Origin of the sequence: Tenacibaculum sp. HL-MS23, assembly GCF_032463465.1 — a bacterium.
Taxonomy (GTDB): domain Bacteria; phylum Bacteroidota; class Bacteroidia; order Flavobacteriales; family Flavobacteriaceae; genus Polaribacter; species Polaribacter bernardetii.
Map to the genome: position 1 here is coordinate 216532 of NZ_CP135989.1, position 23430 is coordinate 239961.

Sequence of the window (23430 nt, forward strand, 5' to 3'; positions counted from 1 at the left end):
AATCACTTGAAAAATTATTTTTTATTTTTAACCACAATATGCATGTTATTGGGGTTTACAACAGCGCTTTCTGCACAAAAAAAATATACTATTGTTTTAGATGCAGGTCACGGAGGAAAAGATCCTGGTAATATAGGTAATGGTTATAAGGAAGCTAAGGTTGCTTTAAGAATCGCTTTAGATGTTGGTAAAGAATTATCAACAGCTAGAGATGTTGAAGTTTTATACACTAGAAAGAAAGATGTTTTTGTAGAATTACATAATAGGGCAAAAATCGCAAACACTAAAAAGGCAGATTTATTTGTTTCTATTCATTGTGATGCTTTTCATAAGTCAGAACCTAACGGAGCAGGAACGTTTGTTTTAGGATTAAGTGGTAATAAAGAAAATTTAGAAATATCTAAACGAGAAAACGCTGTAATTTTATTAGAGGACAATTATAAACAAAATTATGATTATGATCCTAATTCGCCTGAATCAGTTATTGGTTTATCAGTACTTCAGGAAGAGAATTTAGATAACAGTTTAGGTATTGCAAGTTTTATTCAAAGCAATTTTGTTTCTATTAAAAGAGTTAATAGAAAAGTAAAGCAAGCTAATTTTTTAGTGTTAAGAGAAACTGTAATGCCTAGTGTTTTAATAGAATTAGGGTTTTTAACAAATAAAAAAGAAGGTAAATTCTTAAATACAAGAGCTGGACAGATAAAAATGGCAAAAGCAATTGGTGATGCTATTAAAAAATATGTAGACAGGTTAAAGTTAAATACGATTCAGAATACCGTAATAGCTAAAGCAGAGGAGAAAAACCCGATAGAAAAAAAGATTATAAAGGATGTTAGTGTGCCTAAAAAAGTAGTGAAAGTAAAAACAACAACGAAAAAGGCCACAACCAATATTGCAAGTAATAAAATACAACCATCAGGAATTGCTTTTAAAGTGCAAATTGCAGCATCAAAAAGAAAGTTAAATAAAAATAATTTTAACTTTAGAGGATTAGAAAATATTGAGTCGATGTTTATAGGTGATTACTATAAGTATTATTACGGAACCTCTTCTAGTTTTGTAGATGTGAAAAAGACTTTAAGTGCAGTGAAAAAAATGGGGTTTAAAGGTGCTTGGGTTGTTGCTTTTAAAGATGGACAAAAAATTCCTATCAAAGAAGCATTGAAAAACCTTTAATTTAGAGGTGTTCTACATTTATACTTTCAAAATTATTACTATTTTCGTGCTATAACTTTTTTATATGTCAAAAGAACTAAAAACGGGTGTTGTTGCTGTACTAATTATAGCCGTATTTATATGGGGATTCAATTTCTTAAAAGGTCAAGATTTATTTAGTGGTAGTAGCAGATATTTTTATGTTGAATACAAAGATATTAACGGCTTAAATAAAGCTAGTGCTGTAACTATTAATGGTTTAGAGGTTGGTCGTATTGATGAGATTTCATTTGATGCAACTCCAGAAAAACAAGGTGTTTTATTGGTGAAAATTTCTTTAGATACTGATTTTAGCTTCTCTAAAAACAGTATTGCTAAAATTTATTCAGCAAGTATAATGGGAGGGCAAAGTTTAGCTATTGTTCCGACATACAGCGGAGAAACGGCCGTTTCAGGAGATTATCTTAAAGGAGAGGTAGAATCTGGTCTTTTTTCTTCAGTAGAAGATAAGTTAGAACCTATTCAATCTAAACTACAAAATGTGTTGGTAGGAGCCGATACATTGCTAACTGGATTGAATACCGTTTTAGATGAAAAATCAAGAAAAAGCTTAAATAGAAGTATTATAGGTTTAGAAGGAACGATTTCTGATGTTCGAAAAACATTAACATCTGTAAATACTTTATTATCTGATAATAAAGAAAACTTAAACGCAACCTTAGCAAATACTAAAAAAATTACTGATAATTTTTCTAAAATATCTGACGATTTAGCAAAAGCTAATCTAGGAGAAACAGTTAATAAATTAGAAGCAACATTAGCAAACGTAAATGGTTTATTAGCAAATATGAAGGCTGGTAAAGGAACTTTAGGTAAGTTAATGACCGACGATAAAATGTACACAAACTTAACCAATGCCTCTAAAGAAATGGAAGAGTTGTTACGTGAAATGAAATTAAATCCAAAACGATTTGTTCATTTTTCATTATTTGGTAAAAAAGCAAAACCATATAATGAAGAAAGTAATACCAAAAATGTAAGTACGAAGTAACTTATAATTATTAAAAACTAACAAAACTTAATACTTAAAGAACGATGGAGAAATACATGCCTAACATCTTTTTTGCAGCTATTTTAATTGCGGGAATAGGATTTTTTGTAATGAATGTTCGAAAACTTGTCCGAAACATAAAATTAGGAAAAGATATAGATAGAACAGATAGAAAACCTGAACGTTGGAAAAACATGGCTAAAATAGCCTTAGGACAATATAAAATGGTACGTCGCCCAGTTTCTGGAATTTTACACGTAGTAGTTTATGTAGGTTTTATTTTGATTAATATCGAAATGTTAGAAATCGTTATAGATGGTTTATTTGGTACACATCGTGTTTTTCAACCAATCTTAGGAGATGCTATCTATGGATTCTTAATTGCTAATTTCGAAATTTTAGCAGCCTTAGTTTTTGTAGCTGTTGTTATATTTTGGTTTAGAAGAAATATCGAAAAAGTAAAGCGTTTTTGGAGTAAAGAAATGACAGGTTGGCCTAAAAATGATGGAAACATTATTTTATATTTCGAAATGGTTTTAATGTCGTTATTCTTAATAATGAATGCTACGGATGCTGCTTTTCAAGAATCAGGAGCGGGAAATGTAGTTTCTCAATTTATAGCGCCTTGGTTTTCTGGGTTTTCACCAGAAGCATTACACACTATAGAAAAATCAGCTTGGTGGGTACATATTATAGGTATTTTAGTTTTCTTAAACTACTTATATTACTCTAAACACTTACATATTTTGTTAGCTTTCCCAAATACATTTTTCGCAAATTTAAAGCCAAAAGGACAGTTTAATAACTTAGAAGCTGTTACGAATGAAGTAAAAATGATGATGGATCCAGATGCAGATCCGTATGCAATGCCAGAAGAAGGAGCAGAAGAGGAAGTGCCTGCAAAGTTTGGTGCGTCGGACGTTACCGATTTAAACTGGGTACAGTTAATGAATGCATATACGTGTACAGAATGTGGGCGATGTACATCTTCTTGTCCTGCAAGTTTAACGGGTAAAGAGTTGTCGCCTCGTAAAATTATGATGGATACCCGAGATCGTTTAGAGGAAGTAGGGAAAAACATCGATGCAAACAACGGAGTATTTAAAGATGACGGAAAGCAGTTATTAAACGATTATATTTCTCCAGAAGAATTATGGGCGTGTACAAGTTGTAATGCTTGTGTGCAAGAATGTCCTATAGGTATTGATCCTTTATCTATTATTATGGAAATGCGTCGTTATTTAGTAATGGAAGAATCTGCAGCTCCACAAGAGTTAAATGCAATGATGACCAATATCGAAAATAACGGAGCACCTTGGCAGTATAGTCAACAAGATAGATTAAACTGGAAAGACGAAGATTAATCAATACATCAATTTGACAGTGTAATTATTGTCAGTTCGAGTGATTTTTCTGGAGAATGAAGAAAAATTGTATCGAGAATATTTAGAAAAAAAGCATATCAATTAAAAAACATAAAATTATGAACGTACCAACAATGGCAGATATGATGGCTCAAGGAAAACAACCAGAAGTGTTGTTTTGGGTAGGAGCAGCTGGAAGTTATGATGATAGAGCAAAGAAAATAACCAAATCGTTTGTAAAAATATTAAATACAGCAGGAGTAGATTTTGCTGTTTTAGGTACAGAAGAAAGTTCAACTGGTGATGCTGCTAAGCGTGCAGGAAACGAGTTTTTGTTTCAAATGCAAGCAATGACAAATATCGAGGTTTTAAATGCTTACGAAGTAAAAACAATAGTTACCTGTGACCCACATTCATTTAATACATTAAAAAATGAATACCCTGGTTTGGGAGGTAAATATGAGGTATATCACCACACGCAGTTTATTAGTAAATTAATAAGTGATGGTCGTTTAGCTATAGATGACGCTAATTTAAAGGGAAAACGAGTAACCTATCACGATCCTTGTTATTTAGGTCGCGCAAACGATGTATATGAAAGTCCGCGTGCTTTAATTCGTAGTTTGGGTGTTAAAATGACAGAGATGAAGCGTAGTAAGTCTACTGCTTTATGCTGTGGTGCTGGTGGCGCACAGATGTTTAAAGATGCCGAAAGAGGAGACAAAGAGATAAATGTTTTAAGAACAGAAGATGCTTTAGAAACCAATCCGCAAATCATCGCAACCGGTTGTCCTTATTGTAATACAATGATGACTGATGGTGTAAAGTTTAAGTTAAAAGAAGATCAAGTAGTTGTAAAAGATATTGCCGAACTAATTGCAGAAGCAAATAATTTATAAAATAAAAATATAGTGAATAATTCTCGACTGCGCTCGAACAGACACCAAAATAGGTCTTTTCGAGCGCAGTCGAGAGGTTTTAATCAAAATTTAAAATGATAAAAAACTATATAAAAGCAGCACGTTTGCGAACCTTACCATTATCTATTTCAGGAATTGTTGTGGGGGCTTTTTTAGCAAAATTTTCAGTTCCTCTTATAGGCGGAGTTGAATTTGACGGACTTTTAGATGTTAATTTTTTGAATGAAAAAAACTATTTAATTTTTATTCTTGCGATACTCACAACGATTGGTTTTCAGGTTTTATCAAACTTTGCGAATGATTATGGAGATGGCGTAAAAGGAACTGATGATAATAGAGAAGGGGAAGCTCGTATGGTTTCCTCGGGCGCAATTACGCCAAAACAAATGAAAATGGCAATGATCGTTACCGGAGCAATAACTTTGGTAATCGCACTTTTACTTATTTATGTTTCTTTCGGAAAAGACAATTTTTTATATTCATTGATTTTCTTTTTATTAGGAGCCACATCTATCGTTGCAGCAATTAAATACACCGTAGGCAAATCAGCCTATGGTTATAGCGGTTTTGGTGATGTTTTTGTCTTTGTTTTCTTTGGGTTATTAGCAGTTGTAGGAACCTATTTTTTATACACAAAACAGTTAAACCTTGTTGTTTTTTTACCCGCAATAACTGTCGGTTTACTAAGTACAGCAGTTTTAAACTTAAATAATATGCGAGATCGTGTAAACGATGCAAAAGTTAACAAAAACACATTAGTAGTTAAAGTAGGTGCGAAATCTGCTAAAAATTACCATTATAGTTTACTTATTTTATCGTTTATAACTGCAATATTATATGTGGTAATAAACTACCAATCGACATGGCAGTTTTTATTTTTAATAGCCTATATACCAATAGTAAAACACGTAATATTTGTGTATAAAAATAAAGAAGAAGTACTGTTAGATGGTGAATTAAAAAAAGTAGCATTAAGTACATTCTTGTTTGCAATACTATTCGGATTGGGTAATATTTTGTAAACAGAAAAAACAATTTTAAAGAACAATTATGAAAACAATAAAGATAATTTTAGGAATCGTTTCTGCTTTAGTAATCATGTTTTTACTAACAGGAGTAGTTATTACCGAGGTTACTTATACCGCCGAAATAGAAATAGATAAGCCACTAAACGAAGTTTTCGAAAACGTAGCCAATGTCGATTTAATGAAAAATTGGTTACCAGATATTAAGTCCATTCAAGTAATTGAAAAAAAACCAGGAATAATAGGAAGTACCTATACTATTACTGCGATAAATAACGGACAAGAAATAAAAATGATTCAGAAAATAACGGCCTATATTCCGAATCAAAAAATCACTTATCAGTTCGATTCAGCTCAAATGATAAAAACAGATGATTTTAATTTTATCGCCAACGGAAATAAAACAAAACTAGTCCAAAATTGCAGTGTAAATAGCAAATCATATATGACCGCTTGTTTGTTTCCTTATTTTAAAGGAACCTTTAAAGAGTTAAGTTTAGGTTATATGAATCAATTAAAAACAATGCTAGAAAAATAATTTTTTGGGCGTTCGAGCGGGCTTTACATTACAATCTTTTACTCGTGCCTCACAAAAGGATTTTCATTGCAATCCCTAACGCAAACCAATAATCGGTTAAAATGATAACAGCAACATATCATAAACACATTCTTAATTTTAAACAAGCTAGCGGAACATCTCGCGGTGTTTTAAAAACCAAAGAAACTTGGTTTATCAAGTTGTCAAAAGATAACAAACAAGGTTTTGGTGAATGCGGATTGTTTAGAGGATTAAGTGTTGATGATATACCAAACTACGAAGAGAAACTAAAATGGGTTTGCCAAAATATTAATGTAAGTTTAGCCGTTTTATTAGCAGAAACGATTCATTATCCGAGTATTCAATTCGGATTAGAACAAGCGTTTTTATCTTTAGGAGCTAAAAATCCGTTTGAATTATTTCCATCAGATTTTACGGAAGGAAAACAAAATATATCCATCAACGGATTAATTTGGATGGGTGATAAATCTTTTATGCAACAGCAAATAAAAGATAAATTACAACAAGGCTTTTCAACAATTAAAATGAAAATTGGCGCAATTGATTTTGATACAGAAATCAACTTGTTAAAATCGATACGAAAAGAATTCTCATCAAAAGAAATCACTTTACGCGTTGATGCAAACGGAGGATTTACACCAGAGAATGCTTTAGGAAAATTAAATCAACTAGCTGAATTAGAAATTCATTCCATCGAACAGCCTATAAAACAAGGTCAGTGGCAAGAAATGGCAGCTTTGTGTGAAAACACACCATTGCCAATTGCTTTAGACGAAGAGTTGATAGGTATTTTTCCATCCGAAGAAAAAGAAAAATGCATCCAAACCATACAACCACAGTATATTATTTTAAAACCGAGTTTAGTAGGCGGATTTAAAGGTAGTGAAGAATGGATTTCTATAGCCAAAAAATACAATGCCGATAATTGGATCACGTCAGCATTAGAAAGTAATATTGGGTTAAACGCCATTGCACAATGGACATATGTTTTAAACACTAAATTGCCACAAGGTTTAGGGACTGGTAGTTTGTTTACCAATAATTTCGAGAGTCCGTTAGAAGTTTTAAACGGGAGTTTAGCATACGATCCATTAAAGAAATGGCAATTTAATTTAGACTAACGTCATTCTGAACTTGTTTCAGAATCTCATAAATATTTATAACATATGAATTTCATACAGCAAGCATATAAAGGGCGAAACGATTGGATTTATTATTTAGCGGGTATTTTGTTTGTTATATTCGGTTGGCAATTTATAGGTATTATTCCTTTGTCAGTTTTAGCGGCATTGCATTCGGATGATTTTGCTGAATTTTCTCGTGCTGCAAATGATAGCTTTATGAGCTTAGGAATCAATAAAAACTTGTTTTTGTTTTTAATGATATTCATGTTTGCTATCGGTTTACTTTTTTTATTCTTAACGATAAAGTATATTCATAAAAGAGCTGTAAAAACACTAATAACAAGCAGAGAAACTATTGATTGGAATCGATTTTGGTTCGGATTTATAACTTGGGGAATTGTAGCGATAAGTATTACATTATTGGGTGTTTTTTTAGAGCCAGAATTGTACACATGGAATTTTAAACCACTTCCGTTTTTTACTTTAGTAGCTATTTCTTTTTTGTTTTTGCCATTGCAAACAAGTTTCGAGGAATTGTTATTTAGAGGTTATTTTATGCAAGGAATAGGAACTTGGTTTAAAAACAGATGGATGCCTTTAATTATAACTTCAGTAGCTTTTGGTTTGTTACATGGTGCAAATCCTGAGGTTGAAAAACTGGGCTATATTTCTATGGTATTTTATATAGGAACAGGCTTCTTTTTTGGAATTACAACTTTAATGGATGAAGGGACAGAATTAGCCTTGGGTTTACATGCCGTAAATAATATTATAGCAGCTTTTTTAGTAACTACCGATTGGATGGTTTTTCAAACAGATGCTTTATTTATTGATACTTCTGAGCCTTCGGTAGGTTCTGAAATGTTTTTATCTGTTTTTGTATTGTATCCGTTACTGTTATTCTTATTTTCTAAAAAATATGGGTGGACAAACTGGAAAGATAAGTTGGTAGGTAAAATTGAAAAACCAATATAAACGGCATTACGAGGCAGAATAACGAAGTAATCCCTAACTTGATATTAGTTTATTTTAGTAAAAATGGATACATGAAAAATCAGTTTCATAAAAATTTTAAATTAAACGGAGCATCATTTTCATCCGAAGAAGAACTGATTGCTTTTTCTGAAAATATTTCAAGTTCGGTAACTTCTTTTTTAACGGACTGGTTTAATGAAAAGGATTTTGTAATTGTACAAACATCGGGTTCTACAGGAAAACCAAAACCAATACAGTTACAAAAAGAGTTTATGAGAAACTCGGCTTTTGCTACAGGAGAATTTTTTGGTTTAAAAGAAAATACAACAGCGTTGTTGTGTTTGTCTACCGATTATATTGCGGGTAAAATGATGTTGGTACGCGCTTTAACTTTAGGTTGGCAGTTAGATGTTGTTGCCCCAGGTTCTAGCCCGTTAAAAGGCTTAAAAAAGCAGTATGATTTCTCTGCAATGGTTCCGTTACAGCTAAGAAATTCGTTGAATGAATTGCATAAAATAGATCAATTAATTGTTGGCGGTGGCTTAGTATCAAATGATTTAATTTCAGCGATTCAAAACATTGCTACAAAAGTATTTGCTACATACGGAATGACAGAAACGATTACGCATATTGCTGTTAAGAATCTAAATAATTTGTTACTTCGAGCGGAGTCGAGAAGTCTTTATAAAACACTTCCAAATGTTTTAATAAGTCAGGATGATAGAAACTGCCTAATAATCGAAGCTCCAAAAGTAACATCAGAAATAATTACGACAAATGATGTTGTAAAACTTGTTTCTAAAACCGAGTTTAAATGGTTAGGACGTTACGATAATGTTATAAATTCTGGCGGAATAAAACTACATCCGGAGAAAATAGAAGAGAAGTTATCAGAAATTATTGACCAACGTTTCTTTGTATCAGGAATTAAAGATAAAGTTTTAGGAGAAAAGTTAATTCTTATTATTGAAGATGTCACTTCAAGCGAAGTAGAGAGTTTTTTGTTATCAGAAATTAAAAAAGAGACATTACTTTCTAAATTCGAAATCCCTAAAGAAATTTATTTTCTACCTCAGTTTATAGAAACGGAAACAAAAAAAATCCAACGAAAAAAAACGTTGGATTTAGTTAAGTTTTAAAATATTATATAGTTATTACATAACCATACTGTGATATACATTTTGTACATCATCATCATCTTCTAATTTTTCTAAAAGCTTTTCAACGTCAGCCTGCTGTTCTTCTGAAAGCTTAGTAGTAGTAGTTGGAATTCTTTCAAACCCTGAAGAGATAATTTCTATATTATTTTCTTCAAAATAAGATTGAATAGCGCCAAATTGTTCAAACGGAGCATAGATAATAATACCTTCATCGTCATTAAAAACCTCTTCAACTTCAAAATCGATTAATTCTAGTTCTAACTCTTCTAAATCGACTTTAATATCTTCTTTTTTGACAGTAAAATTACAAACACGATCAAACATAAAAACTACGGATCCTGATGTACCTAAGTTACCATCACATTTATTAAAAATAGCACGTACATTTGCTACAGTTCTGTTATTATTATCGGTTGCAGTTTCTACAACAATCGCAATACCGTGTGGCGCATAACCTTCAAATAAAGCTTCTTTGTAATCGCTTGTATCTTTATCGGCAGCTTTTTTAATAGCGCGTTCTACATTGTCTTTAGGCATGTTTGCTGCCTTTGCGTTTTGCATTACAGCTCTTAAACGCGAATTTGTATCAGGATTCGGACCTCCGTCTTTAATTGCCATTACAATATCTTTACCAATTCTGGTAAATGTTTTAGCCATTGCAGACCAACGCTTCATTTTACGTCCTTTTCTAAGTTCGAATGCTCTTCCCATTTTTTAAGTTTTGTTTATGCAACGGCAAATGTAACTATTGCATTATTTAATTACAATTAAAATCTTTTTTTGATAATCAGATTATTTTCTTTTTCGTCGTAAGCTCGCCATGTACCCGATTTCTTTCCGTTTTTGTAGCTTCCTTTTATTTTTATATTTCCATTAGGGTAATACATTTTATATCTTCCGTCAAGTAAACCATCATCTAGTTGTACTTCAAACTTTAGTTTTCCGCCACTATAATATTCCTTGTACTCATTCGCGCTTAAATCAGAAGGATTAATTTCTTTGATGTTAAAAATAGCATCAGCAGGTTTTACAGAAAGGCTGTCTTTTTTGGGACTTAGTTTTAAAGTGAGTTCTTTTTTTAATTTTTGATTAATAGATACCTGTTCTTTAACATATCCTGGTTCATTAAAAGTAGTTGTGATATTACTTTTAAAAATATTTCCTTCAGAAGTTAATTGAATACCAAGTTGATTGAAACAGATAAAATAATCTTTGTTTTCCTTTATTTGAAGCTGTGTTTTTTTATCAACAAAACTAACTAAATCATTATAAATGTAAGGCGTATTTATATAGGTGAAAATGGTAGACTTGTTGTCGAATAGATAGTTGAACTCTTTAAATTCTTTAGAGGAAGCTAAAGTGTAATTGGTAATGTTATTGTTAATGATTTCTTTTAAAGTATTCGGATTCGCACTAAAAACAACATAATCATTAATAATAGTAAAATATGGTTTTTCCATTTTTTTAAACATATTACCAGCAACTATTTTAAAGAAACCTTTTAGGTCTAAAAAGTTAATAGTGTGTTTTTTGTAGGTAATTTGTTTAAATTGTAATGGTGTTTTTTCTTTTATTTTTGATAAAATGAAATTCAAATTTTCAGAAGCGTCATCAATATCAGTAGTTTTAAAAATTGCCGCAACATCTTTTTTGTTTCTAGAAAGCGAAGAATTAAAGTGTATCAATGCAATTTCATCACCAATCCAACTGTACACATTTTCTTTTATATTGATGTCGAGTGTGTTTTCGATTTCTTTAATTTGCTGATTGTATGCTTCAAATTCTAGAGGCTTCTCTTTTTTTAATTCTTCGAAGTTTTCTTGAAAGGTATTAAAGCTATCAAAAGCAAAACTTACGTATAACGCAGTATTTTTTGGAGCGACATTGGCAATAGTTCTTTTACCTTTTCCTGATTTTTGAATGGCAGTTAAGTAACTTTCTGAGTTTTCCTGCACATTGGTAAAACCTTCTGCCTGAATAATAGTTCCTTCAATTAAAGAAACATCAAAACCAGAATAATAAAGTGAGTTTTGAATATTTTCAACGACTTCTTTGTTGGCTTTATTTGTAAAACAAGAAAGATATTTATGTAAGTATTTGTACTGAAAAAACACTTTAAAAAATCCGTCTTCAGGAGTTTCTTTAGTAATCTCCACAAAATTAACATCTCTACCAATTACGGGTTTTTGATATTGATTTATGGAGTTTTCTACTAAAATATGTGTGTACGAAGCTATTAATTGGTTTTTGATAAAAGCAATATGCAGTGTTTCTCTTTTATTCTTGTCGTACAGCTCTGTTATTTCATGGTTTTGAAATATTCTTTTTGTAATTTTAAAACCATCGCCTGTTAGTTGTGATATACTGCTTTTAAAAAAATCGAGTTTCGAAAGTTTCTCTAGGTCAACAATATATAAAAAGTCGTAATTTTTAGGTTTGTAAACATGTGCAGATATTAATACATCTCGCTCGCCAATAAAATTAAGAATGCTTTTTTGCTCTTTTACAATATTATCGAGTGTATTGGCACTTTTACTAATGTCTTTAAAATAGGCGTTCTTTTTAAGATGTTGCCATATTTCACTAGCATTAATTTCTTCCCAAGTATCAATAGGTCTTTCGGTATCTAAAATAAAAACAGCATCATTAGGTACAAGGTAAATAGGCTTTATATTATCTTCTTCAGCAAGTGTAAAAACATAAGTTTGATACGCTAAAAACCCCAAAAAGGCTAGTAGCAAAGTCCATAAAATCTTTTTTCTCATAACTAATGATGTATGAAATTATACTTGAATAACACCTAAATTAAATTTCTTTTCGATAGGAGCATGATCAGCAGCTTCAATACCCATAGAAATCCAAGTTCTAGTATCTAACGGATTTATAACTCCGTCTGTCCAAATTCTTGCAGCTGCATAATACGGTGAAATCTGCTTATCGTAACGAGATTTTATTTTGTCGAATAATTCAGCTTCTTTTTCAGGAGTAATTTCTTCTCCTTTTTTCTTTAAAGAGGCAGTTTCTATTTGTAATAAAACCTTTGCTGCAGAGTTTCCACTCATTACCGCTAATTCGGCACTTGGCCAAGCAGCAATTAATCTTGGGTCGTAAGCTTTACCACACATAGCATAGTTTCCTGCTCCGTATGAATTACCAATAACGATGGTGAATTTAGGAACAACTGAATTGCTTACAGCATTTACCATTTTGGCTCCATCTTTTATAATTCCGCCATGTTCAGATTTAGAACCTACCATAAAACCGGTAACATCTTGTAAGAAAACTAACGGTATTTTTTTCTGATTACAGTTAGCGATAAAACGAGTCGCTTTGTCGGCAGAATCGTTATAGATCACTCCACCAAACTGCATTTCTCCTTTTTTAGTTTTTACTAGTTTTCGTTGATTGGCAACAATACCAACGGCCCAACCATCAATACGACCGTAACCTGTAATAATTGTTTTTCCGTAGCCTTCTTTATATTGCTCAAATTCAGAATTATCAACCAAACGATTGATAATTTCTAACATGTCGTATTGTGCGTTTCTTTCTTTCGGAAGAATCCCAAAAATATCTTGTTCGTTTTCTTTTGGAGGAAAAGCTTCTTTACGGCTGTAGCCAGCTTTGTCGTAATCTCCGATTTTATCAACAACAAATTTTATTTTATCTAAAGCATCTTTGTCGTCTTTTGCTTTATAATCGGTAACACCAGAAATTTCGCAATGTGTTGTTGCGCCACCTAATGTTTCATTATCAATACTTTCGCCAATTGCAGCTTTTACTAAATAACTTCCTGCTAAGAAAATACTTCCTGTTTTGTCTACAATCATCGCTTCATCGCTCATAATTGGCAAATAAGCACCACCAGCAACACAGCTACCCATTATAGCAGAGATTTGGGTAATTCCCATACTGCTCATAATTGCATTGTTTCTGAAAATTCTTCCGAAGTGTTCTTTGTCTGGAAAAATTTCATCTTGTAATGGTAAATAAACACCAGCAGAATCTACTAAGTATATAATTGGTAATTTATTTTCTATTGATATTTCTTGTGCTCTTAAATTCTTTTTTCCTGTAATAGGAAACCAAGCGCCAGCTTTTACAGTGGCATCATTTGCAACAACAATACATTGTTTACCGCTAACATAACCTATTTTTACAACCACACCACCAGATGGGCATCCGCCGTGTTCTTTATACATTTCTTCGCCAGCAAAAGCACCGATTTCTATCGATTTAGTATTGTCATCTAAAAGATATTCAATACGCTCTCTTGCAGTTAATTTTCCTTTTTCGTGATGCTTATCAATACGTTTTTGCCCGCCACCTAATTTTACTTTGGCAAAGCGTGTGCGTAAGTCTGATGCTAAAAGTTTATTGTGGTCTTCGTTTTTGTTGAAGTTAAGATCCATTTGTAAGTTATTTGTTTGCGATTGCTAAAGTAAGAAAAACAGTTTATACTACAAGTCGTTTAAGTGTAGGATTGAATGATGTTTTCTATGGTTTTTGCAATTTCGTTGTTTCTAGATTGTTTGTTTAAAATGCGTGGTTCGGCTACACGTTCTTTACAGTTTTTAATAGCGCAAGTTTCACAAGTAACACCTACCGTTTTTTTTGTAAAGGTGTCTTCTTTAAAAAACTGAATTTTTTTCTTTAAATGAGGTGAAAGTAACATCCCTATGTTTACACTTCGGTTGTTGTTATCTTTAAAAGGATCGGCAGTTGCGGCAGATAATACTAAGTATTCGTTTTTAGTGTTTTCGTAAGAGGAAATTTGTATTCCGTAAGAAGAGTTTTTATCTGTCGATTTTTCTAATTCTTTTATTGTTTCTATAGAAAGCCATCTTCTGCAATAATGTTCGTTGTTTCTATTGGCATGTGGTGCTTGTTGCTGTGTAATATGTAGTTCTTTAGATAGTTTAAAAAACTCTGAGTTTTCTTTATGTGTAAACCGTAAAAAGAATAAATTTTTTATATTAAAATGCTTCGGTAAAATATTAGTTAATCGCTGATAAAACGTTTCGTCAGAGCAATTATAGTTTTTGGTTATTTTATGTAACTGTAACGGTTGCCATTCTTTTAATGAGAAAAAATGAGTTAAGTTTTTAATAAGATTTTCTTTCGGAATTATTAAAGCACCAGCAAAATAAGAAGCTATAAAATTGTTTAAAACCTGATCGAAACTCTCGAACTTTATCCAAGGAAAAGTATAAAGTCTATTCTCTATATTTAAATAGTTGTACGCTACTTCTTTGGCGTATATGAATGTTTTTTGAGCTTCGTTTACAGTGTCGTAAATGAGTAATGTTTTGTTTTTGGGGATGTAAATAGTTCTTAATTCTGATAATTTTCGATGCTTAGAAAGTTCCTCGTTATTAATAGTATAACCATATTCGCTAACTAAAATATCTTCTAAATCTTTAGAGTTAATAGGTTTGTTTAGGTTTATGTGGTATGCTTTGGCAAAAGTGACAACATTGTTTTCTATATCTTCAAAATAATTATTATGCGCCTCTTGGTAAGAGCGTAATGACGCTAAGAAGAAATTTTCTCGAGTTAAATTATAGTTTTGAGATATTTTTATAATCGTACTAATAAAAGCATTTACTTTAGCTGGAGCATTTGCTACAATATCTATTAAGTTGCTTTCTTTAATCCCGAATAAATCTAACGGAATTTCTTTTAAAATTTTAGATTGTAAAATCTCACCAATAGGAGCAAGATTTTTATCAAGTTTTAAAGAAACTAAATGATCATAAGCAACTTCTAACTTTTCTGAAAGAATAACAATTTTATCTGTTTTAGGATATTTCTTCCCCTTTTCAATCTCGTTTAAATAAGATTTTGATAAACCGGTAAGTTTAGCTAGCCCGAAAAGGGATAGTTTTTTGTCTGTACGTATTTGTTTTAGTTTTAATCCAAAAACAAGTCTAATATATTCTTCTTCCAAAATTTAAAATTAAAAGATTCGCAATTCAAAGGTATTAAAATTAGCGAATTAATAAAAATTAGAATATTTTAGTTATTTAGCGAACGTTCGCTATTTGTTTTCATTTATTTTTTATATCATTGAATTATCAATTAAAAAAATAAGTGGTTATGAGTCAGGATGTTTTAGTAAAAGGAATTCAATATGTAGGTTTTAATGAGGCTAATTATAAAAGTGTTTTAACAGATGGGGCAAAACTGTTTTTAACTAATCTTCATGAAGAATTCAACAAAAAGCGATTACAATTATTAGAGGAAAGAGAAATTGATCAGGCTTATTTTAATATGGGTAATTATCCTTCTTTTCCTTCAGAAACAAAAACTATTAGAGAAGGTGATTGGGTTTGTGCAGAATTGCCGCACGATTTATTAGATAGAAGAGTTGAGATTACTGGACCGGTAGATCGTAAAATGGTTATTAATGCATTAAATTCTGGTGCTAAAACTTTTATGGCAGATTTTGAAGATAGTAATTCTCCTAATATCTCAAATAATTTAGAAGGTCAGATTAACTTAAGAGACGCAAACAATAAAACAATCTCGTTTTATAATGAGAAAAAAAATAAAACATATTCATTAAATAATCAAACTGCAACGTTATTAGTAAGACCAAGAGGATTGCATTTAAATGAAAAACATTTTGTTATAAACGGAGAAGAAATGTCTGGTTCTTTGGTTGATTTCGGATTGTATTTTTTTCATAATATTAAAACCTTACAAGAGCAAAAATCAGCAACTTACTTTTACTTACCAAAATTAGAACATTATAAAGAAGCTCGTTGGTGGAATGATGTTTTTGTCTTTGCGCAAGACTATTTAAATATTCCGCAGAAAACAATAAAAGCAACGGTGTTGATTGAAACAATTACGGCTAGTTTTCAGTTGGATGAAATTATATATGAGTTAAAAGATCATATGGCTGGTTTAAACTGTGGTCGTTGGGATTATATTTTCTCATATATCAAAAAGTTTAGAAATCACAGAAATTTTATGGTTCCGAATAGAGATCAGGTAACAATGAAAACTCCGTTTATGGAAGCGTATTCTTTACGAGTAATTCAAACATGTCATAAACGAAAAGTACATGCAATGGGAGGTATGGCAGCGCAAATTCCGATTAAAAATGATGAAAAAGCTAATGACGCTGCTTTTGCAAAAGTATTTGCAGATAAGGAGCAAGAAGTAAAGAACGGTCATGATGGTACGTGGGTTGCACATCCTGGCTTGGTAAAAATAGCAATGGATGTTTTTAATGAAAATATGACTATGAAAAACCAAATTCATGTTTCTAGAGATGATGTAAAAATTTCTGAAGCTGACTTAGTTGAAATGCCAAAAGGAACTATTACTGAAGAGGGAATTAGAAAAAATATAAATGTTGGGGTCTTATATATCGAAAGTTGGTTGCGCGGAAACGGAGCGGCAGCTTTGTATAATTTAATGGAAGATGCTGCTACTGCAGAAATTTCAAGAACTCAGGTTTGGTTGTGGTTACATCGTAATGTAAAGATTGAAGATGGTAGGAATTTTAATCTTTCGATGTATCAATCATTAAAGAAAGAAGAGTTAGAAAAAATTAAAAATTTAGTAGGCGAAAGTAATTTTACAAATGGAAAATTTACACTAGCAATTGAGCTGTTTGATGAATTAGTTGTATCAAAAGAATACAAAGAGTTTTTAACGCTTTCGGCATACAAACACATATAAAAAAAAAGTGTCTCGCAACTACGGCAATAGTTTGCGAGACGGAATTATCAAAATCTAGAAAACTTCAATAATTAAAAAACAAACTTATGAAAAATTTAGCGCAAGGAAGTTATAATTCGGCACTAGAAACCGTAAAATCTCTTAAGAAAAAATACGGTAGTACTTGGGATGCTATTACTTCTGAAAATGCAGCTAGAATGATTACACAAAATCGTTTTAAAACAGGTTTAGAAATTGCTAAATATACAGCAGGTATCATGAGAAAAGATATGGCTGAATATGATGCAGATTCATCAAAATATACCCAATCTTTAGGTTGTTGGCACGGATTTGTGGCGCAGCAAAAAATGATAGCAGTAAAAAAACATCATCAAACAACTAATAAAAGATATTTGTATTTATCGGGTTGGATGGTAGCAGCGTTACGATCTGAATTTGGACCACTTCCTGATCAATCAATGCACGAAAAAACAGCTGTTTCTTCATTAATTAGCGAGATTTATGATTTTCTACGTCAAGCAGATGCAATTGAGTTAAATGATTTATTTAGAAGGTTAGAAAATGGTGAAGATGTACAAGATCAAATAGACAATTTTGAAACTCATATTGTGCCAATTATCGCAGATATTGATGCAGGTTTTGGTAACGAAGAAGCAACGTATCTTTTGGCTAAAAAAATGATTGAAGCTGGTGCTTGTGCTATTCAAATTGAAAATCAAGTTTCTGATGCAAAACAATGTGGACATCAAGACGGAAAAGTAACGGTTCCTCACGAAGATTTTATAGCAAAGTTAAATGCAATTAGATATGCCTTTTTAGAGTTAGGCGTAGAAGACGGAATTATAGTGGCGCGTACCGATTCTGAAGGCGCAGGTTTAACTCAGAAATTACCAGTAAGTCAAGAACCTGGAGATTTAGCATCGCAATATTTAGCTTTTGTAGAAGCAGAAGAAATTGCAATTGATAAAGCTAAAGAGGATGATGTTTTATTGAAGAGAAACGGAAAATTAGTGCGTCCGGTAAGATTGGCTAACGGATTGTATAAATTTAAGGAAGGTTCTAATATTGATAGAGTTGTGTTAGATTGTATTACGAGTTTACAGAATGGTGCCGATTTATTATGGATTGAAACGCCAACTCCGCATGTAGGGCAAATTGCAAATATGGTTAATAAGGTAAAAGAAGTTATACCTAATGCCAAATTAGTATATAATAATTCGCCTTCTTTTAATTGGACCTTAAACTTTCGTAATCAAGTATACGATGCAATGTTTATAGAAGGGAAAGATATGTCTTTATATGATAAAAATAATTTAATGGATGTTACATATGATGGTTCTGAATTATGTAGAATAGCGGATGAAAAAATTAGAACTTTTCAAGCAGATAGTGCACGTAAAGCAGGTGTTTTTCATCATTTAATAACGTTACCAACATACCATACAACAGCGCTTCATATGAATAATTTAACGGAAGGTTATTTTGGAGAGGACGGTATGTTAGCGTATGTAAAAGGTGTGCAAAGACAGGAAATAAGAAAAGGAGTTTCGTGTGTGAAGCATCAAAGAATGGCAGGATCTAACTTGGGTGATGATCATAAAACCTTTTTTGCAGGTGATAATGCTTTAAAAGCTGGGGGTGAGAAAAACACGTCAAATCAGTTTGAAGTAAATCAAGTAGAAAAAAGAAAAATTAAAATAGCCGTTTAATCAACTAAAAGTGTATAATTAGTTAATTGTATATTTTATTTTGAAGTGAAAACTCCAGCGAAAGCTGGAGTTTTTTAATTATTTAGATGTAGTTCCATTTTAATATTACAACGTTCGTATGGGCAATTTTCTTCAACAGGAATTTCTATAAACCCATATTTTTTATAGATGTAAATAGCGTTTTCTAAGGCGGTGTTAGAATATAAAATTAAGTTGATTAACTGTAAATCAGTTTTAGCAAAATTTATACAATGCTGCATTAATTTTTGTCCGATTTTAAAACCTCTGTGTTTTGGTGAAACGGCCATTTTCGTTAACTCGAAATTAGTTCCTTTAGGCATTAAGGCAACTGTACCAACAATTTCATCATTTAATTTTGCAAAAAATATATGTCCGCCTTTATTAATGATGTATTTAGTAGGGTTGCTTAAAACCTCTTCATCAAAAGGTTCAACATAAAAAAAGGTTTTCAGCCATTCTATATTCAGGTCATAAAAATGAGCAGAATATTGAGTTTTAAAATTTTCTATTTCTATTGTATTCATTTTACAAAAGTATAAAATACTATTGTTTTAAAATGTTGAAATTTACCTTGAAATTAATATCCATGGAAAATAAAATATAATTTAGTATCTTTGTGTAAGGTTTTAAACATATAAAAATGAAAAAAAATAAAATTATATATTATGTAGCAACAGGTTTATTATCATTATTAATGTTGTTTTCTGCAGGAATGTATTTGTTTAATCATGAAGCAGTAATGCAGATGTTTACAAACTTCGGATACCCAACATATATTATTTATCCGTATGCAGCTGCAAAAATATTAGGCCTAGTTGCTATTTGGTTTGTAACAAATAAAACAATTAAAGAATGGGCGTACGCAGGTTTTTTTCTTTGCATTTATACTTGCTTTTTTTGCACATGTTATGATTGGTGATGGTGAGCAAACAGCAGCATTGGTTGCAATGATTTTATTAATTATTTCGTACGTATACAGTAAAAAAATATAAAGATAAATGGCAAGTAAAGTATCATCAGAAACCATATTAACAACTAATAATTATTTTGCAGAGGCAACTATGCGAAATTATAAGGCGGTAATTGATGTGCCAACTAATAAAGGAGGTAATGATAAAGGACCAACGCCTGTAGAGTATTTATTAACAGCAATTGGAAGCTGTGTCTCAATTACATTACGAATGTATGCAGAGCGTAAAAAATGGGATGTTGGTAAAATAACTGTTAATGTAACTCAGAAAGAAGAGTTAACATCCGAGGGAATTAAAAAAACACTAACAGAAGAAATATCTTTTGAAAAAGAAGTTACAGAGTCGCAAAGAATTAAGTTGTTAGAAATGGCAGCGAAATGCCCTGTTGCTAAAATGGTAAAAGGAGCAACTCCTATAACATCAAAAATAATATAAGAATGAAAAAAATAATAGCATTTGCAGGAAGCAATAGTAAGAAATCAATTAATAAAGAATTAGCAATTTATGCTGCTAGTTTAGTTGATGGGGCAGAAATAAATGTCTTAGATTTAAATAATTTTAGTTTACCTGTGTATGGAATCGATGAAGAGAATGTAAATGGAATACCGAAGAATGCTCAGAAGTTTTTTGATTTAATTCAAGATGCAGACGGAATTATCTTATCATTAGCAGAACATAATGGGAATTTTACCGTGGCATTTAAAAATATGTATGATTGGATGTCTCGTATTAATTCGAAATTATGGAATAACATTCCGATGTTATTAATGGCAGCATCTCCAGGAGCAAGAGGTGGAGCATCTGCTTTATCAATAGCTAAAAACGGATTTCCACATTTGGGTGGAAACATAGTTGCAGATTTCTCTTTACCTAGTTTCTTTGATAATTTTAAAGAGAATACTATTATTGATGAAGCTTTAAAACATCAATTAGAAAAAGCTGTTTTAATATTTAAAAAATCATTGTTATAAATTACGTGAACTGATTTTATATCCCTTGGAATTTAAAAGTGTTTTTGTGTAAATTTGTATTAATTAAAGAAATAAAAAATGAAGATTGTTATATACGGAAGAAAAGGACACGCCCACACGGTAGCTTTTAAAAACTATTTACGAATGGCAGATATTCCATTTGAATATAAGGATGTTACAACTGATGAAAAAGCCAAACAGCATACAAAAGAATTATATGATGGCGTTTTAAAATACCCAACATTATTTATTAATGATGAGGTGTATTTAACACCAACTTCTGATGATTTTAATAAAATATTAAAGGAAGCTAGCCTAAAAGGTTAAGCTGACTTTATACTAATTACGATTAATTAAAAATGGGAGATATTTCTAAAGACATAAAATCTAAATTTCCAAGTAATAAAGTAAAAGCATTAATAAATATTAAATATACTGCAAATTGGTTAAGTAGTAACGAAAATGAATTTTTTAAACCTTACGGAATTTCACCGCAGCAATTTAATATTCTAAGAATTTTACGAGGAGCAGGAGAAGCTATAAAAGTACAGGTTATTAAAGACCGAATGATAGAGCGTGCTCCTAACGCAACTCGTTTAATGGATAAGTTATGCGAAAAAAAATTTATAGAAAGAATTCGTTGTGAACATGACAGGAGGGTAGTTTATATTAATATTTCTAAACAAGGATTAGAATTATTAACTACAATTGATAAGTCATTAAATTTAGATTATTTAGGTAATTTAACCGAAAAAGAAGCTGCTCAACTAAGTGATTTATTAGATAAAATAAGATAATATATTTAGTAGTTAATATATTGAAATTGAATAATTATGCAAAAGTATTTTCCATGGAGATTATTTAGTGTTAAATCAATATAAAATGAAGAAACTAAAAACAATACAACATAAAGTAGCGAGTCCTTTAGTTAACATGGGGCCAATAAAACTGCGACAACCATTACCAACAGAAGGGATCGAAAATGTAGATCCTTTTTTATTATTACACCATTACGGACCGTATGCAATTAGTGAATTTAACAATCCGTTTGATTTACCACCGCATCCACATCGTGGTTTTGAACCAATTACATTGTTATTTAAAGGCGAGCAATTACATAGAGATTCTTTAGGAAATGAAATGATTGTAAAAGCGAGAGATGTACAATGGACAACGGCTGGAAGAGGAATAATTCATGGAGAAGGACCATCAAAAGAATTTATTAAAAAAGGAGGTGATTTAGAAGGAATCCAATTGTGGTTAAACTTACCAGCGTCAAAAAAAATGATGCCAGCTAATTATCAACATTTAAAAAGTGAATATATCCCTGTAATTGAAAACGATGATGAAACTATTCAGTTAAAAGTTATTGCCGGAGAGCAGGCTAGTAAAAAAGGTTTGATAAAAACGCAAACAGCAGTGAATGTTTTTACGTTAAAAGCTAAAGAATCAGGAAGTGTAGAAATTAATATTCCTGAAGATCATCAGTCGTTAGTTTATTTATTAGATGGGGAAATTCTGATAAATGAATCAACAATATTAAAAAAAGGAGAAATACAAATGGTTGTTTTTAATAAAGACGGAAACTTAATAAAAATTGAAGCAAAAGGCACATCCAACTTGTTGGTACTTTCAGGAGCGCCTATTAAAGAAAAAATAACGCAATACGGACCTTATGTAATGAACACGCAAACCGAAATTATGGAAGCTATGCGTGATTATCAAAAAGGAAAGATGGGTTATTTATATTAATATTTTAGAAAATACTTTTGGTTCAAACAAACACCATTATATACTTTATGAACGCGATAAATATTTAAAACGATGAAAAAAATAATTCACAAAGCAGCCTCTAGAGGTTATGCAGATCATGGTTGGTTAAAGTCTAATCACACGTTTAGTTTTGGAAGTTATCAGGATTTTGAAAGAATGAATTTCGGAATGCTCCGTGTTTTAAATGATGATATTGTACAACCAAAAATGGGCTTTGGTACGCATCCTCATAAGAACATGGAGATTATTTCTATTCCAATTTCAGGTGCATTGTCTCATAAAGATAGTATGAATAACAAGCGTTCGATAGAAGTAGGAGAAGTGCAGGTGATGAGTGCTGGAACAGGAGTAACACATTCTGAATTTAATGATAGTAAAACAGATGAAGTTAATTTTTTACAACTTTGGATCATTCCAGAAATAGAAAATGTAACACCATGTTACAATCAAAAAATGTTTGATGCTTCCGGAAGAAAAAATAAATTTCAAACATTAGTATCGCCAAGAAATAAGCAAATAGCAAACTCTTTACCTATAAATCAACAAGGATATATAGCAATGATTGATTTAGATAAAGGTATAGAAGTTACCTATGAATTAAAAAATGCAGCTTATTTTTTCTTAATAGGCGGATCTATTGATATAGAAAATGACACGCTAGAAACAAGAGATGCAATAGGTATTTATGATGTAGATGTCGTAACTATTACTGGTAACAAAAACAGTAAATTATTGGTTATTGATGTACCCATGAATATGTAATAATAATTGAATTTATTTATTCAAAAACCTTAGTTCTCTTTTAAGATCTCTTTAGCAGAAGAAAAGAGGTATAAATATATTAGTTTAATATATCCGTTATAATTTATCTTCCTTAACAGATCTTAATATGATAGGATTTATTTATTAATATTTTATGATTTTGTAATTAGTTGTTTTACTTTTTAAGTTCAA

General features: G+C 31.2%; 23 protein-coding genes. 18 read left to right on the forward strand and 5 right to left on the reverse strand.

The genetic code is table 11. The annotated features are described in order from the left end of the window. The first annotated feature begins 6 nt into the window (after nucleotides 1-6). From RRF68_RS00960 to RRF68_RS01000, 9 genes are all read left to right on the forward strand, one after another. Complete coding sequence (locus tag RRF68_RS00960; RefSeq protein WP_315944679.1) at nucleotides 7-1179, forward strand: N-acetylmuramoyl-L-alanine amidase; 1173 nt, start codon at nucleotides 7-9, stop codon at nucleotides 1177-1179. 64 nt (nucleotides 1180-1243) lie between these two features. Further along, complete coding sequence (locus RRF68_RS00965; protein WP_315944680.1) at nucleotides 1244-2209, forward strand: MlaD family protein; 966 nt, start codon at nucleotides 1244-1246, stop codon at nucleotides 2207-2209. 44 nt (nucleotides 2210-2253) lie between these two features. Then, on the forward strand, nucleotides 2254-3573 hold the full coding sequence (locus tag RRF68_RS00970) for a 4Fe-4S dicluster domain-containing protein (protein WP_315944681.1): 1320 nt from the start codon (nucleotides 2254-2256) through the stop codon (nucleotides 3571-3573). A 119-nt stretch (nucleotides 3574-3692) separates the two neighbouring features. After that, nucleotides 3693-4472 (forward strand): (Fe-S)-binding protein, encoded by a 780-nt coding sequence (locus RRF68_RS00975; protein ID WP_315944682.1) that lies wholly within the window; start codon nucleotides 3693-3695, stop codon nucleotides 4470-4472. A gap of 95 nt (nucleotides 4473-4567) precedes the next feature. Then, a complete protein-coding gene (gene menA, locus RRF68_RS00980; protein WP_315944683.1) occupies nucleotides 4568-5515 on the forward strand; it encodes a 1,4-dihydroxy-2-naphthoate octaprenyltransferase in 948 nt (315 codons plus the stop codon). A gap of 28 nt (nucleotides 5516-5543) precedes the next feature. Beyond that, on the forward strand, nucleotides 5544-6056 hold the full coding sequence (locus RRF68_RS00985) for an SRPBCC family protein (RefSeq protein WP_315944684.1): 513 nt from the start codon (nucleotides 5544-5546) through the stop codon (nucleotides 6054-6056). A gap of 101 nt (nucleotides 6057-6157) precedes the next feature. After that, entirely contained in the window at nucleotides 6158-7198 is a 1041-nt protein-coding gene (locus tag RRF68_RS00990; RefSeq protein ID WP_315944685.1) for an o-succinylbenzoate synthase, read from the forward strand. Between the two features lie 45 nt (nucleotides 7199-7243). Next, a complete protein-coding gene (locus RRF68_RS00995) occupies nucleotides 7244-8176 on the forward strand; it encodes a CPBP family intramembrane glutamic endopeptidase (RefSeq protein WP_315944686.1) in 933 nt (310 codons plus the stop codon). Nucleotides 8177-8247: 71 nt separating this feature from the next. Beyond that, complete coding sequence (locus RRF68_RS01000; RefSeq protein WP_315944687.1) at nucleotides 8248-9315, forward strand: AMP-binding protein; 1068 nt, start codon at nucleotides 8248-8250, stop codon at nucleotides 9313-9315. A gap of 15 nt (nucleotides 9316-9330) precedes the next feature. On the opposite strand, the gene RRF68_RS01005 is transcribed toward RRF68_RS01000, so the two are convergent. From RRF68_RS01005 to RRF68_RS01020, 4 genes are read right to left on the reverse strand one after another with little or no spacing between them, the layout of a single operon-like run. Continuing rightward, nucleotides 9331-10047: a YebC/PmpR family DNA-binding transcriptional regulator gene (locus tag RRF68_RS01005; protein WP_218772869.1), complete on the reverse strand. Its 717-nt coding sequence runs from the start codon at nucleotides 10045-10047 to the stop codon at nucleotides 9331-9333. Nucleotides 10048-10103: 56 nt separating this feature from the next. After that, the gene (locus tag RRF68_RS01010; protein ID WP_315944688.1) at nucleotides 10104-12101 is read right to left on the reverse strand and encodes a DUF3352 domain-containing protein; all 1998 of its coding nucleotides are present in this window, start codon (nucleotides 12099-12101) and stop codon (nucleotides 10104-10106) included. A gap of 18 nt (nucleotides 12102-12119) precedes the next feature. Then, the gene (locus RRF68_RS01015; RefSeq protein ID WP_275316105.1) at nucleotides 12120-13748 is read right to left on the reverse strand and encodes an acyl-CoA carboxylase subunit beta; all 1629 of its coding nucleotides are present in this window, start codon (nucleotides 13746-13748) and stop codon (nucleotides 12120-12122) included. Between the two features lie 59 nt (nucleotides 13749-13807). Further along, nucleotides 13808-15286: a helix-turn-helix domain-containing protein gene (locus RRF68_RS01020; protein WP_315944689.1), complete on the reverse strand. Its 1479-nt coding sequence runs from the start codon at nucleotides 15284-15286 to the stop codon at nucleotides 13808-13810. Nucleotides 15287-15435: 149 nt separating this feature from the next. Between RRF68_RS01020 and aceB the strand changes: the two genes are divergently transcribed. Both aceB and RRF68_RS01030 read left to right on the forward strand, forming a co-directional pair. Further along, nucleotides 15436-17031, forward strand: a complete 1596-nt coding sequence (gene aceB / locus RRF68_RS01025) for a malate synthase A (protein ID WP_315944690.1) — start codon at nucleotides 15436-15438, stop codon at nucleotides 17029-17031. A gap of 86 nt (nucleotides 17032-17117) precedes the next feature. Then, nucleotides 17118-18740: an isocitrate lyase gene (locus RRF68_RS01030; RefSeq protein ID WP_315944691.1), complete on the forward strand. Its 1623-nt coding sequence runs from the start codon at nucleotides 17118-17120 to the stop codon at nucleotides 18738-18740. A 74-nt stretch (nucleotides 18741-18814) separates the two neighbouring features. Here RRF68_RS01030 and RRF68_RS01035 read toward each other — a convergent pair whose 3' ends face one another. After that, nucleotides 18815-19285 (reverse strand): GNAT family N-acetyltransferase, encoded by a 471-nt coding sequence (locus tag RRF68_RS01035; protein ID WP_315944692.1) that lies wholly within the window; start codon nucleotides 19283-19285, stop codon nucleotides 18815-18817. A 116-nt stretch (nucleotides 19286-19401) separates the two neighbouring features. On the opposite strand from RRF68_RS01035, the gene RRF68_RS01040 reads away from it, so the two are divergent. From RRF68_RS01040 to RRF68_RS01070, 7 genes are all read left to right on the forward strand, one after another. Continuing rightward, nucleotides 19402-19680 carry a DoxX family protein gene (locus RRF68_RS01040; protein WP_315944693.1) on the forward strand — a complete coding sequence of 93 codons (279 nt, stop codon included), beginning with the start codon at nucleotides 19402-19404 and terminating at the stop codon, nucleotides 19678-19680. A 79-nt stretch (nucleotides 19681-19759) separates the two neighbouring features. Further along, nucleotides 19760-20167, forward strand: coding sequence for an OsmC family protein (locus RRF68_RS01045; protein ID WP_315944694.1), 408 nt, complete (start codon nucleotides 19760-19762; stop codon nucleotides 20165-20167). A gap of 2 nt (nucleotides 20168-20169) precedes the next feature. Continuing rightward, nucleotides 20170-20703: an NAD(P)H-dependent oxidoreductase gene (locus RRF68_RS01050; RefSeq protein ID WP_315944695.1), complete on the forward strand. Its 534-nt coding sequence runs from the start codon at nucleotides 20170-20172 to the stop codon at nucleotides 20701-20703. A gap of 78 nt (nucleotides 20704-20781) precedes the next feature. Beyond that, on the forward strand, nucleotides 20782-21030 hold the full coding sequence (locus RRF68_RS01055) for a glutaredoxin family protein (RefSeq protein WP_315944696.1): 249 nt from the start codon (nucleotides 20782-20784) through the stop codon (nucleotides 21028-21030). 32 nt (nucleotides 21031-21062) lie between these two features. Further along, the gene (locus tag RRF68_RS01060; protein ID WP_218772858.1) at nucleotides 21063-21500 is read left to right on the forward strand and encodes a MarR family winged helix-turn-helix transcriptional regulator; all 438 of its coding nucleotides are present in this window, start codon (nucleotides 21063-21065) and stop codon (nucleotides 21498-21500) included. A gap of 85 nt (nucleotides 21501-21585) precedes the next feature. Next, on the forward strand, nucleotides 21586-22455 hold the full coding sequence (locus RRF68_RS01065; protein ID WP_315944697.1) for a pirin family protein: 870 nt from the start codon (nucleotides 21586-21588) through the stop codon (nucleotides 22453-22455). 72 nt (nucleotides 22456-22527) lie between these two features. Beyond that, nucleotides 22528-23238: a pirin family protein gene (locus RRF68_RS01070; RefSeq protein ID WP_315944698.1), complete on the forward strand. Its 711-nt coding sequence runs from the start codon at nucleotides 22528-22530 to the stop codon at nucleotides 23236-23238. Nucleotides 23239-23430: the final 192 nt, after the last annotated feature.